The 13138-nt window shown below is 58.2% G+C and carries 14 protein-coding genes; 12 read left to right on the forward strand and 2 right to left on the reverse strand.

The genetic code is table 11. The annotated features are described in order from the left end of the window. Positions 1-87 precede the first annotated feature (87 nt). From AC3WK5_RS12620 to AC3WK5_RS12655, 8 genes are all read left to right on the forward strand, one after another. On the forward strand, positions 88-1140 hold the full coding sequence (locus AC3WK5_RS12620; RefSeq protein WP_103315186.1) for a Gfo/Idh/MocA family protein: 1053 nt from the start codon (positions 88-90) through the stop codon (positions 1138-1140). Positions 1141-1494: 354 nt separating this feature from the next. After that, on the forward strand, positions 1495-2421 hold the full coding sequence (locus AC3WK5_RS12625; RefSeq protein WP_054596741.1) for a sugar ABC transporter substrate-binding protein: 927 nt from the start codon (positions 1495-1497) through the stop codon (positions 2419-2421). Positions 2422-2491: 70 nt separating this feature from the next. Further along, the gene (locus AC3WK5_RS12630) at positions 2492-4057 is read left to right on the forward strand and encodes a sugar ABC transporter ATP-binding protein (RefSeq protein ID WP_054598296.1); all 1566 of its coding nucleotides are present in this window, start codon (positions 2492-2494) and stop codon (positions 4055-4057) included. Positions 4058-4233: 176 nt separating this feature from the next. Continuing rightward, on the forward strand, positions 4234-5256 hold the full coding sequence (locus AC3WK5_RS12635; RefSeq protein WP_054596742.1) for an ABC transporter permease: 1023 nt from the start codon (positions 4234-4236) through the stop codon (positions 5254-5256). A 184-nt stretch (positions 5257-5440) separates the two neighbouring features. Continuing rightward, on the forward strand, positions 5441-6790 hold the full coding sequence (locus AC3WK5_RS12640) for a carbohydrate porin (protein ID WP_103315187.1): 1350 nt from the start codon (positions 5441-5443) through the stop codon (positions 6788-6790). Positions 6791-7115: 325 nt separating this feature from the next. Next, positions 7116-7520, forward strand: a complete 405-nt coding sequence (locus AC3WK5_RS12645; protein WP_019691009.1) for a TraR/DksA family transcriptional regulator — start codon at positions 7116-7118, stop codon at positions 7518-7520. A 601-nt stretch (positions 7521-8121) separates the two neighbouring features. Continuing rightward, entirely contained in the window at positions 8122-9345 is a 1224-nt protein-coding gene (locus tag AC3WK5_RS12650) for a methyl-accepting chemotaxis protein (protein ID WP_371918185.1), read from the forward strand. A gap of 135 nt (positions 9346-9480) precedes the next feature. Next, positions 9481-9684, forward strand: coding sequence for a hypothetical protein (locus AC3WK5_RS12655; RefSeq protein WP_054596745.1), 204 nt, complete (start codon positions 9481-9483; stop codon positions 9682-9684). A 42-nt stretch (positions 9685-9726) separates the two neighbouring features. On the opposite strand, the gene AC3WK5_RS12660 is transcribed toward AC3WK5_RS12655, so the two are convergent. Beyond that, a complete protein-coding gene (locus AC3WK5_RS12660; RefSeq protein WP_054596746.1) occupies positions 9727-9957 on the reverse strand; it encodes a hypothetical protein in 231 nt (76 codons plus the stop codon). 159 nt (positions 9958-10116) lie between these two features. Continuing rightward, positions 10117-10308, reverse strand: a complete 192-nt coding sequence (locus AC3WK5_RS12665) for a hypothetical protein (RefSeq protein WP_054596747.1) — start codon at positions 10306-10308, stop codon at positions 10117-10119. A gap of 411 nt (positions 10309-10719) precedes the next feature. Here AC3WK5_RS12665 and AC3WK5_RS12670 point away from each other — a divergent pair, with 411 nt between their 5' ends. The 4 genes from AC3WK5_RS12670 to AC3WK5_RS12685 all read left to right on the forward strand — a co-directional run bounded on the left by AC3WK5_RS12670 (position 10720) and on the right by AC3WK5_RS12685 (position 13104). Continuing rightward, the gene (locus AC3WK5_RS12670; protein WP_371917629.1) at positions 10720-11190 is read left to right on the forward strand and encodes a hypothetical protein; all 471 of its coding nucleotides are present in this window, start codon (positions 10720-10722) and stop codon (positions 11188-11190) included. Further along, positions 11191-11394: a hypothetical protein gene (locus AC3WK5_RS12675; RefSeq protein ID WP_054596749.1), complete on the forward strand. Its 204-nt coding sequence runs from the start codon at positions 11191-11193 to the stop codon at positions 11392-11394. Positions 11395-11513: 119 nt separating this feature from the next. Next, the gene (locus AC3WK5_RS12680) at positions 11514-12527 is read left to right on the forward strand and encodes an ABC transporter substrate-binding protein (RefSeq protein WP_054596750.1); all 1014 of its coding nucleotides are present in this window, start codon (positions 11514-11516) and stop codon (positions 12525-12527) included. 139 nt (positions 12528-12666) lie between these two features. Next, positions 12667-13104 (forward strand): DUF3995 domain-containing protein, encoded by a 438-nt coding sequence (locus tag AC3WK5_RS12685; protein ID WP_103315189.1) that lies wholly within the window; start codon positions 12667-12669, stop codon positions 13102-13104. Positions 13105-13138: the final 34 nt, after the last annotated feature.

Consider the following 13138-nt stretch of genomic DNA (forward strand, 5'->3'; position numbering starts at 1 on the left):
CGCAGTCCAGCGGGAGCAAGCTCCCTCGCCACAGGATTGATGTCTGATCTTATTCCCCGTTTTGTTCAGCGCCAAAAGGAAAGCTTCATGCGAATCGGACTTGTCGGTTACGGCCACGGTGGCCGGTTTTTTCATGCGCCGTTGATCAGCAGCTTGCCGGCGGCGACTTTTGTCGGCGTGGTGACGCGTTCCCCCGAGCGTCGTCAGCTATTGGCGGCTGAATACCCCGGCGTCCCGGCCTTCGACAACATTGGCCAGTTGGTGGAAGTCGGGGTCGATGTGCTGGTGATTTCCACCACGCTGGAAGGGCGGGCGGCGCTGGTGCTCGAAGCGATTGAGTACGGGGTAGCGGTGGTCTGCGACAAACCCTTCGCTGCCGATGCACAGCAGGCCGAAGCGCTCGTAACCGCTGCCGAGCAGCGCAAGGTCCCACTCAGCGTCTATCAGAACCGGCGCTGGGACTCGGACTTTCTCACGGTACGTAAACTCGTCGAATCCGGAGCACTGGGTCAGGTCACGCGCTTTGAGTCCAGCGTAGAACGCTATTCGCCGCAGTCAGTGGACAAGGGCAGCGGCGGTGGGTTCCTGCGCGATCTGGGCAGTCATCTGGTGGATCAGGCGCTGCAATTGTTTGGGCCGGTAACACGGGTTTATGCCGAGCTGGACTACCTCAATCAGGAGCAGCTTTTCGACAACGGCTTTTTCCTCTCGCTGATCCATGCCAACGGCGTGACCTCGCACTTGAGCGGCAGTTGCCTGCAAAACAATCCCGGGCCGCGTTTTCGGGTCAACGGTACGGCAGGTTGCTACAGCGTCGACGGTCTGGACGGACAAGAGGCCCTGGCGCTGGCCGGGCTGACGCCAACGTCCGAAGGTGATCGCTGGGGCGTTGAAGAGCATCGACGCTGGGGCTGGTTCGAGCACGGTGAAGAGCGCGAGCGGATTCCGTCTGAGCGCGGTTGTTGGAATCAGTTCTATTTACAGCTGCAAACCGCGTTGCAAAGCGCTGGCCCATTGCCGGTCGAGGCCCGTGATGCACTGGCGACCACCCGCGTTCTAGACGCCGCACGGCTGAGTTTCGAACGCCATCAGGCGATTGAAATGAAGCCTGCATGCGGTCATGGAAAAAAATTAGAATAAAATTCTAAAATGAGTTGATATGGAAATTAAATTCCAATAAAGTCATTTCCAGGTTGCCGACTATCAACGTCCCGATCGACCTCAAGCCAGCCTTGAGTGCGGGGAGGGCGAAACAAAAACAAGAAACAACGATAGGTGCCGTCGATGAAAACCTTCAGCTCTGCTCTGCACGTTTTACGTAACGCGTTCCTGCCTCGTGTTCAAACCTTTTCCCTTTCCGGTTGCCTTTGCGTTCAACGCAAGGGCGCCTTGGTGTGCTGCATTCCCGGCGCACCGATCATTCGCTTGCCCACTCACTGAATTCGTCCTGCGCCTTATCCATAAAACCTACAAGAATGTGGAGAAAGACTTTTCATGAAGACCAAGATCCGTTTCGCCTCACTTGCCCTGTCCCTGATGCTTGCCAGCGGTGCTGCACTCGCTGACCTGAGGATTGGCGTCAGCATGTCCCAGTTCGATGACACCTGGTTGACCTACTTGCGCGAATCCATGGACAAGCAAGCCAAGTCCATGCCCGATGGCGTCAAACTGCAGTTCGAAGACGCCCGCAGCGACGTGGTCAAGCAACTGAGCCAGGTCGAAAGTTTCATCAGCCAGAAAGTCGACGCCATCGTGGTGAATCCGGTGGATACCGCCGCGACCAGAAAAATCACCGAAGCGGCGGTCAAGGCCGGAATTCCGCTGGTCTACGTCAACCGTCGTCCGGATGACCTGAAACTGCCCAAAGGTGTGATTACCGTGGCCTCCAATGATCTGGAAGCCGGCCAGATGCAGATGCAGTACCTCGCCGAAAAAATGAAAGGCAAGGGTGACATCGTGATCCTGCTCGGCGACCTCGCCAACAACTCCACCACCAACCGCACCAAAGGCGTCAAAGAGGTGCTGGCCAAATACCCGGGCATCAAGATCGACCAAGAGCAGACCGGTACCTGGTCACGCGATAAAGGCATGACACTGGTCAACGACTGGCTGACCCAGGGCCGCAAATTCGACGCCATCGTCTCCAATAACGATGAGATGGCCATCGGCGCGGCCATGGCCTTGAAACAGGCCGGCGTGGAAAAGGGTAGTGTGTTGATCGCCGGTGTCGACGGTACTCCCGACGGCCTGCGCGCCGTGAAGAAAGGTGATCTGGCGGTCTCGGTGTTCCAGGACGCCAATGGCCAGGCTGTCGACTCCATCGACGCCGCCGTGAAGATGGCCAAGAACGAGCCGGTCGAGCAAGCCGTGTGGGTGCCGTATCGCCTGATCACCCCGGAAAACGTTGACCAGTTCAAATAGTCAGTCCGTTCAAAAACAACAATAAGCACGCAAGGTGGCATTGCCAACCTTGCTGATGGAGTACCTGATCATGTTCGCTTCAGCGACTGCTTCGAGCATCCCGTTGGTGGGTGTCCAGCCAAACGCCATACCTGTCGATGAGCCGTACCTGCTGGAGATCATCAACGTCAGCAAGGGTTTCCCCGGTGTGGTGGCGTTGTCCGATGTCCAGCTGCGGGTGCGTCCGGGTTCGGTGCTGGCCTTGATGGGTGAGAACGGCGCCGGCAAATCCACCCTGATGAAAATCATCGCCGGCATCTATCAGCCGGATGCCGGTGAGCTGCGTCTACGCGGTAAACCGGTGACCTTCGATACGCCGCTGGCAGCCTTGCAGGCCGGGATCGCGATGATCCACCAGGAACTCAACCTGATGCCGCACATGAGCATCGCCGAGAACATCTGGATCGGTCGCGAGCAGCTCAACGGTTTCCACATGATCGACCACCGGGAAATGCACCGCTGCACCGCGCAATTGCTGGAGCGACTGCGGATCAACCTCGACCCGGAAGAACAGGTCGGCAACTTGAGCATCGCCGAGCGGCAGATGGTCGAAATCGCCAAAGCAGTGTCCTACGACTCGGACATCCTGATCATGGACGAACCGACCTCGGCGATTACCGACAAGGAGGTCGCCCACCTGTTCTCGATCATTGCCGACCTCAAGGCCCAGGGTAAGGGCATCATCTATATCACCCACAAGATGAACGAGGTGTTCAGCATCGCCGACGAAGTCGCGGTGTTCCGTGACGGCGCTTACATTGGCCTGCAACGGGCCGACAGCATGGACGGCGACAGCCTGATCTCGATGATGGTCGGGCGTGAACTGAGCCAGTTGTTCCCGGTGCGCGAGAAGCCGATTGGCGATTTGTTGATGTCGGTGCGTGACCTGCGTCTGGACGGTGTCTTCAAGGGCGTGTCCTTCGACCTGCATGCTGGCGAGATCCTCGGCATCGCCGGGCTGATGGGCTCGGGCCGGACCAACGTCGCCGAAGCGATTTTCGGCATCACCCCCAGCGACGGCGGTGAAATTTGTCTCGATGGCCAGCCGGTACGTATCAGCGATCCGCACATGGCCATCGAGAAGGGCTTTGCGTTGCTGACCGAGGATCGCAAGCTCAGTGGCCTGTTCCCGTGCCTGTCGGTCCTGGAAAACATGGAAATGGCGGTGCTGCCGCATTACGCGGGCAACGGCTTTATCCAGCAAAAAGCCTTGCGCGCCCTGTGCGAAGACATGTGCAAGAAGCTGCGGGTGAAAACCCCGTCGCTGGAGCAGTGCATCGACACCTTGTCCGGCGGCAACCAGCAAAAAGCCTTGCTTGCCCGTTGGCTGATGACCAACCCGCGCATCCTGATTCTCGACGAACCGACCCGCGGCATCGATGTCGGCGCCAAAGCCGAGATTTACCGACTGATCTCCTATCTCGCCAGCGAAGGCATGGCGGTGATCATGATTTCGTCGGAGCTGCCGGAGGTGCTCGGCATGAGCGACCGGGTGATGGTCATGCACGAGGGCGACCTGATGGGCACGCTCGACCGCAGCGAGGCGACCCAGGAGCGGGTCATGCAACTGGCCTCGGGCATGTCTGTACGCCATTAAGTCAAGGGTGAACGCCGTATCTGTGGCGAGGGAGCTTGCTCCCGCTGGGCTGCGGAGCGGCCCCAATGTCTCGGATATACCGTAGATCTGGCGGGCGCTACGCACTCGAACGGGAGCAAGCTCCCTCGCCACAGGTCTGTATTCGATGCCGGATTTCATTTGAAGGGTGAGTGGTTATGAACGCGATACTGGAAAACAAGCCTGCAATGGCACCGGCCAAGAGTCGTCGGCGCTTACCGACCGAGCTGAGTATCTTTCTGGTGCTGATCGGCATTGGTTTGGTCTTTGAAATGTTCGGCTGGATCGTGCGCGACCAGAGCTTTTTGATGAACTCCCAGCGGTTGGTCCTGATGATCCTGCAAGTGTCGATTATCGGCTTGCTGGCGATTGGCGTGACCCAGGTGATCATCACCACCGGTATCGACCTGTCATCGGGTTCGGTGCTGGCCTTATCGGCGATGATCGCCGCCAGCCTGGCGCAGACCTCGGATTTCGCCCGGGCGGTGTTTCCGTCGTTGACTGACCTGCCGGTGTGGATTCCGGTGATTGCCGGGCTCGGGGTCGGGCTGTTGGCGGGGGCAATCAACGGCAGCATCATTGCCGTCACCGGGATTCCACCGTTCATTGCCACCTTGGGCATGATGGTCTCGGCCCGCGGCCTGGCGCGTTACTACACCGAAGGCCAGCCGGTGAGCATGCTCTCGGATTCCTACACGGCCATCGGCCACGGCGCGATGCCGGTGATCATCTTTCTGGTGGTGGCGGTGATCTTCCACATCGCCTTGCGCTACACCAAGTACGGTAAATACACCTACGCCATCGGCGGCAACATGCAGGCGGCGCGCACCTCTGGCATCAACGTCAAACGCCATCTGGTGATCGTCTACAGCATCGCCGGGTTGCTGGCGGGGCTGGCGGGCGTGGTGGCGTCGGCCCGTGCCGCAACCGGGCAGGCCGGGATGGGCATGTCGTATGAACTGGACGCGATTGCCGCAGCGGTGATCGGCGGTACCAGCCTGGCGGGTGGCGTGGGGCGCATTACCGGCACGGTGATCGGCGCGCTGATCCTCGGGGTGATGGCCAGCGGCTTCACCTTCGTCGGTGTCGACGCCTACATCCAGGACATCATCAAAGGCCTGATCATCGTGATCGCGGTGGTCATCGACCAATACCGCAACAAGCGCAAACTCAAGCGCTGAAAGTCCCCCTGAATCTCCCCCCGTAGGAGCAAAGCTTGCTCGCGATGAACGATAACGCGGTGTAACAGGTAAACCGCATCACGCCCATCGCGAGCAAGAGCTGGGCGCCCCCAGCGCCTACACAGCAGTCCCCCGATTCAATCTTCTTAAAAAACTCCTAATAACAATAAAGGTGAGCTTTGCCATGGGCGTAAGAAAATCAACCTTGTACCTTTCACCGTGCCTGCTGCTGGCAGCCATGGGCAGCGCAGGACACTGCCTGGCGGTGGATGCGTTTTCGGCCGATTCGAAATGGCTGACTGGCGATTGGGGCGGTCTGCGCACCGACTGGCTGGAAAAGGGCTACGACATTCAGCTGGAGCACGGCGGTGAATTTGCCAGCAACCTCAAGGGTGGCTACAACGACGACAAGACCGCACGCTGGACCGAGCAGTTCGTGTTCGGCCTCAAGGTCGATCTGCAAAAGGCCATGGGCCTCGAGCACGCGACCTTCAAAATGGCGATCACCGAGCGCGACGGTCGGAGCCTGACCAACGACCGGATTGCCGACCCGCGCGTGGGTGGTTACAACTCCTCCCAGGAAGTCTACGGTCGTGGCCAGACCTGGCGCCTGACCCAGTTGTGGCTGAGCAAGGGCTTTCTCGACGACGGCGCGCTGGACATCAAGGTCGGTCGCTTTGGTCCTGGCGAAGACTTCAACAGCTTCCCTTGCGACTTCCAGAGCTTGACCTTCTGCGGTTCCCAGGTCGGCAACTGGGCTGGCAGCATCTGGTACAACTGGCCGGTCAGTCAGTTGGCTGGGCGGGTCAAGTACAGCCTCAATCCTGAAGTATTCGTGCAGGTCGGTGCCTACAACCAGAACCCCTCGAACCTGGAAGTCGGCAACGGCTTCAAGCTTGATGGCAGCGGCACCAAGGGCACGATATTCCCGGTAGAGCTGGTCTGGTCGCCGAAAGTCCAGGGACTGCCGGGCGAATACCGGGTCGGCTACTACTACAGCACCGCGAATGCCGACGATGTGCTCAAGGACGTCAACGGCCAGCCGCAACCACTGACTGGCAACGCGTTCAAGTCTCACAGCAGCAAGTCCGGTTACTGGCTGGTGGCCCAGCAGCAGATCACCAGCCATCACGGCGATGCCAGCCGAGGTTTGTCGCTGTTCGCCAACCTGACGCTGCATGACAAGGACACCAACCAGGTCGACAACTTCATGCAGGCGGGGATGGTTTACACCGGACCATTCGATTCACGGCCCAAGGATGCGATCGGCTTTGGTGTCGCCCGGGTTCACACCAACAGCGACTACCGCGAGCGCGCGCAATTGCAGAATCAGGTCAACGGTGCGACCGATTACAACGACCCGGCGAGTATCCCGCTGCAGCACAGCGAATACAGTTCCGAGCTGTATTACGGTTTCCATGTCACCAATTGGTTGACCGTGCGACCGAACCTGCAATACGTGCGTTACCCCGGTGGTGTACGTGAAGTCGATTCGGCGGTGATCGGCGGGATAAAGGTCGAAACCGTGTTCTAAAGGCACTTTTCGCGGTGAATTACGCCACGCAGGCAAGCGTGGCGTAGCCGTTTGTCTTCTATATACAGCCGCTCGATTGAATTTCTTGCTATAAACGCACTCCGATAACCGCCTCAAAGCTTGCCAGAGAGCAATTTAAGGGCTGTATCGGACAAATTCCCTGTCTTTTCAGTTGCTGAGGTTGCAAGTCGGCCTTAGACTGCCGCCCCTCGTAAATTGAGTGCCGGGTGGCGCTTGGAATGTACGGCGCCTTTCCGAGGCCTTGCGGGTCGACCGGAAAGCTCCCTGATTCGCCTTAATGCACGTATTTTTTATAGAGAAATCAATGACAAAGGAAAAGTTGCTGGCCATGCCGGCGGATGACTACATGAATGCCGAGCAACAGGCTTTTTTCACCGAGCTGCTGCAAGCCATGAAAGTGGAAACCCACGAGCGCATCGAACAGAACCGCATCGCCATTGAGAGCCTGGATACCCCGGCTGACCCGGCTGACGCGGCTTCGGTCGAGGAAGAGCGCACCTGGCTGGTCAACGCCATTGATCGTGATCAGCGCATGCTGCCTCAGCTGGAAAGAGCGCTGGAACGTATCGGCGACGACACTTTTGGCTGGTGCGACGACAGCGGCGAGCCAATCGGCCTGAAACGCCTGCTGATCAGCCCGACCACCAAGTACTGCATCGAAGCTCAAGAGCGTCACGAGCAAATCGACAAGCACCAGCGTCAGGCCTGATTCAGTAGCGCCCATTCGCGGGCAAGCCCGTTCCCACAGGTCACACTTCACCTGAGGGAGCAGGTTTGCCCGCGAAGCTTTTTGCCGCCCGGAAAATATCCCCGCACTTCTATTGATCTGCTGCAAGCACCGCGACTAATGGACCATAGATAATGGCCTTCTAGTGGCGCTTAATGCTGACACAACAAATAGAAGACGCAGTGGGGTAACGAACATGGCAGGCGACGGATCTTTGGCTGGCGCAGCGGCGCAATCACGGGTTTCACCCAAGACGGATGCGCGCTGGTTGATGCCTGCGCTGCAAAGCGCCGCCTTGATGCTGTTGCTGTGCGCCTTGGCACTCGGCGGCTGGCCGCTTTACCTCTGTTTACCGGTGGCGGTGCTGATTATCTGGCTGCCCCGCCTGCGTTCGCGGGCAATCGTCGACGTTCCCGTCGCCGACGCGTCCAGTGCGATCACCGAACTGACCCGCGATCTGTCCTATTCCACCAGTCATAACGCCTTGTCTGCCGCTGGCGTGGCCTATTCGGTCAAGCAACTGGCCGGCAAACTGCAGTCGCAACTCGATGCCGCCGCGCAAATCGTCAGCAGTGCCGAAGTCATGATCGGGACTGAGAAGGCGACCTCACAACTCAGCCAGCAAGCCTTGAGCGCCGCCAGCGAAGCCCACCAAAGCAGTGTCCTGGGGAGCACCGTGCTGGCCGAATCCATCACGCGGATGCACCAGCTCAGTGTGCGCGCCAACGACAGTCGCGAGCTGATCGAAGCCCTGAGTGTGCGCAGTGAAGACATCCAGCGAGTGACGCTGGTGATCCAGACGATCGCCAGCCAGACCAATCTACTGGCGCTGAACGCGGCGATTGAAGCGGCGCGGGCCGGAGAGCATGGCCGTGGCTTTGCCGTGGTTGCCGATGAGGTTCGCGGGCTGGCCGGGCGCACTGCAACCGCTACGGGAGAGGTCGGGTTGATGGTGGCCGACATCCAGCAGCGCACAGCGCAGGTGGTCGAGCAGATCCGTCAGTTGTCCAGCGACCTGAACAGCGGTGTCGAGCAAGTCGAGCACACCGGGCAACAATTGCAAAACATTGCCCGACTGGCCGCCGGGGTTGAAGCCCAGGTCGGTGAGATCGCCAGTGGTTCCAGTAACAATCACCAACAACTGGACAGTCTGTTTCATGCCGTCGAACAGATGCGCAGCGATCTGGCAGTCAGTGATCAGCAAACCCGGCACCTGGCGCAAGCGGCGGTGCAAATGGAGGGGCAGGCCGAGACCATCAGCGAACGCCTCGCCGAGGTCGGACTGGACGACTACCACCAACGGATCTATGACCTGGCACGCGAAGGTGCCAGTCAGATCGCTGAGCGTTTCGCGCAGGACATCGACCAGGGGCGCATCAGTCTGGAGGATCTGTTCGACCGTAACTATCAGGCAATTCCCAACACGGCGCCGACCAAGTTCCAGACCCGTTTTGATCGCTACGCCGATCAGGTGCTGCCGGGGATACAGGAACCCTTGCTCAAGCGTCATGAAGGTCTGGTGTTTGCGATCGCCTGCACCCAGCAAGGCTACGTACCGACACACAATGCGATCTTCAGTCAGCCGCTGACCGGCGACGTAGATATCGACGCGTTGCAGAACCGCACCAAACGCAAATTCAGTGACCGTACCGGTATTCGCTGTGGCAGCCATCAACAGCCTGTATTACTTCAGACCTATACTCGTGATACGGGCGAATTGATGCATGACTTGTCGGTTCCGATCATGCTCAAAGGGCGGCATTGGGGTGGACTGCGGTTGGGTTACAAACCTGAAAGCCCACGGTAAGGCTGGTCCCGGGGACATGTGATTGTTACCGGTTATGCAAGGAAATTGTGCAGGCAGGCGGCTATTTCCAGGGAGCGGGACTCATTAACATTTCTACATTGTTAGGAAGCTAATGAAAAATTCCGAGGTGCTCTCATGCAAAGCAAAGTCGATGTGGCGGTGATGATTGGCAGTGGCGTGCCTGCCGGATTGCGGGCAGCGGGGCAAAGCGTGTGCTGGGTCGTCTTGCTCAATGGCGAGCAACGTGGCACTGCATTCTCAAGCCGTAATGAGGCCGAGGAATGTAAAGCTGCCTGGTTGGCGCAACTGAACGCCGAAAAGCCCGACAGCCTGCATTAAATCGTTTTCGCTAATGAGTCTGCTCAAGTCGCGACCTGTCGATCAGGCTTTCAGTGCGCCTCCATCAACAGCAAGCTTCAACGCTTTGGCAGATTCCATGGCCGCGGCTGCAGCGACGTCCGTGGTTTTGAACCAACGGTCTTTCTCGACCTGGTGGTAAGTCACGGTGGTCAGCGGCGGCTTGGCGCGCATTACAATGACAGCCTGGAATTCGCCGTCGACTTCTCTGGCTTCGCCCCAAATAAAAAATTCGCCGATATCAAATTCCGTCACGTACGCCTTCCCTTGGAAATTATTCTGTTGTTTTCAACGCAGCCCGCCGAAGGGGCTGAGTTTCAATGGTCGGGCAGTATGGCAGTTGTTGCTTGCTGGCGGCGCAGTTAAGTCATCGGTGTGACGAAACGACAGTGCAGGCAAACACCATCCGGGGTGTCAGAAGCGGGTTTCGAGGTTTCTGGCGAGGGCGCAGGCTTCGTTGTGGTCACCACGGAAGCCTCTTACACGACCCGTTGCGGTTTCTTTGATATGGAAAAAGCGCTTACCTGCCAGAACCACCTGATAACGCAGGTGAGGGCTATAGGTCGGGGTGTTTGTGTGCTGGGCGGGGAGGGTCAGCGTGCTCATATGAATTCCTTTTCTATGGTTTGCCGACGGATACACGTCGCTTTAGGTAGTCTAGGGGCGCATGGCTGCTCTAGAATCGCCTCCACGGGTTGGAGGTTCATGCTTATCTAAAGCAATTTTTTTCTGGCGATATGTCAGAAAAGTGCTTTTTTTAAGGAGTTTTCTCCCTAAAGTAGATAGTCCAGTATTCTCTGGCCGTTAGAAGGGCGATTTCCTTCAGCATCTGACGACCGCCAGGGAAGACGGGAGGATGGGCACTCCAGTAGTCTTTTCCTACCCTGCGATGAAGGAGCTTTCTGCTCGCTTCACGATTTCAGCTTGGGTCATTGTTGCGACATTTTCGGTATGACCGTTTTTCTGCTGCCTGTTTTTTCTGCAGGTAGCGTCATTTTCAGATGTGGGGATGTTTCCTTGGCAGTAAGTAATCTCGATATGCATGCTTTGTTTGTGCTGGGTGATCTGCGCGCAAAGCTGGTCAAACAGTTTCAATCACGTTTCGTTTACATCACCGAGCAGACCCCTGAAGGTATTTACGTCGCCGAGATCGACACCGAGTCGGCGCTGGTGGTGGACGACAAGCCTCGCCTGGAACTCAAGGTCGGCGATCATTTCCGCGCAGCGGTATTGCCTAGTCGCGAAGGTGGCAAATTCGAAATCAAGTTTCGCGAGATCAAACTGACGGTCTACGGCCTCGGTGATTACGCATTTGTGACCACGGCAGACGGCCACGCCATTCTGTTCAAGGAAGGCCACAGCGTAGTGACGGTGTTTGCCGCTCACCAACAGCTACAGGAAGGCCTGACCAAAACCTTGAAAGCGGTAACCGGCAAAGCTGCCAAGTGGCGCAAGGGCGAGCTCATAACGTTCAAGGCCAGCGAATAAATGAGCCTGTCCCGGGCCGACTTCCATGAGCAAAACCTCGACAGTGCTCGTGCACAAGCCCAGCGCCTGTTCGCTCAGAGGGCTGTTCTGCAGGGCGCCTGGCTAAGCTGGGTGGCATCGCAGATCTACACCTTGCGTCCGGCGGAGTACGCCAGCATGGTGCGAAGGGAGTTGCAGCACTTGCAGGACTCTTCTGAAAGTTGATCGTTGGACCTCGAACGCACAAACCTCTACTACAGTCAGTTGACTGAGTATTCGCAGGTGCGCGGCCTTTGTGCGCAAAGCCGTCCTGCCATGGCTGTGAACAGCACGAGGTGCAACGCATGAAAGGGTTTCGACTGCTACTGGGAAGTCTGCTAGCCACTGTTGGTCTGTTGGTGTCGCCCGTGACCGTAATGGCCGCCCCGGCGCCGATCCACTTCGCTGACCTGAACTGGGAAAGCGGCAGTCTGATCACCGACATTTTGCGGATCATTGTCGAGAAGGGTTACGGCCTGCCGACCGATACCTTGCCGGGCACCACCATCACCCTGGAAACCGCGCTGGCCAACAATGACATTCAGGTCATTGGCGAAGAGTGGGCCGGTCGCAGTCCGGTCTGGGTCAAGGCCGAGGCTGAAGGCAAGGTGGCGAGTATCGGCGATACGGTCAAAGGCGCAACCGAAGGCTGGTGGGTGCCGGAATACGTGATCAAGGGCGATCCGGCCAAAGGCATCAAGCCATTGGCGCCGGACTTGCGCAGCGTGTCGGACTTGCCGCGCTACAAGGATGTCTTCAGCGATCCGGAAAGCCCCGGCAAGGGACGTTTTCTCAATAGCCCGATCGGCTGGACCTCGGAAGTGGTCAACAAGCAGAAGCTCAAGGCCTATGGCCTGACGGACAGCTATGTGAATTTTCGCAGCGGTTCCGGCGCGGCGCTGGACGCAGAGATCACCTCGTCCATTCGCCGTGGCAAGCCGGTGCTGTTTTATTACTGGTCGCCAACCCCGTTGCTCGGGCGCTTCAAGCTGATTCAGCTGGAAGAGCCGCCGTTCGATGCCGAGGCCTGGAAAACCCTGACCGATGCCGATAACCCCAATCCAAAACCAACACGCTCGCTGCCCTCGAAACTGTCGATTGGAGTGTCTGCACCTTTCCAGAAACAGTATCCGCAGGTGACTGAGTTTTTCAGCAAGGTTGATCTGCCTATCGGGCCTCTGAACAAGGCCCTGGCCGAAATCAGCGAGAAGCACACCGCGCCGCGCCAGGCAGCCGAAGCCTTCATGAAGGCGCACCCGGAGGTCTGGCGGGCGTGGCTGCCCAAGGATGTCGCAGACAAGGTCTCTGCAAGTCTGTAGGGTACCCGGTCGATCAATGAACGGTCAGAGTTCAGGCAAATTTTATGCGGCGTGACTGCAACATTGTCGTGGAACAACGCACTGACAAAAAGTCTGGTCTAGGCTGTTTCTTCTGCCATCGATACCCGGAACCCTGCTCATGACGTTTGTGCTTGCTCAATGGATCGTCGCCGCGTTTGTGCTGATCAGCCTGATTCATTTGTACTGGGCGCTCGGCGGTCGTTGGGCCATTGACGCCGTTGTGCCGCAGGTACAAGGCGGCGCAGAGGAGGGGCTGCGGCCGGCTTTCAGACCTTCTGCACTGGGAACCCTGGCGGTGGCTGTCGGGTTGTTGCTGATTGCCCTGATGGTGTGCCTGAGAGTTGGCCTGTTTGTGCCGGCAGTCGGGCACTGGTCGATGCAATGGCTGATCAGTGCAGTTGCCTTGCTGATGTTTGCCCGCGCGATTGGTGATTCGAATCTTGTCGGCTTTTTCAAGGAACAGGCCGGGTCGAAGTTCGCGCGCCTCGACACCTGGGCCTATTCACCGCTGTGTGTGGTGTTGGGGGCGGGGTTGTTGGCCGTTGCGTGGGGGTGAGTTCTAATCTTCAGGATCGCAGGCTGCGATCTTT

The organism is Pseudomonas sp. FW306-02-D09B, assembly GCF_058782685.1.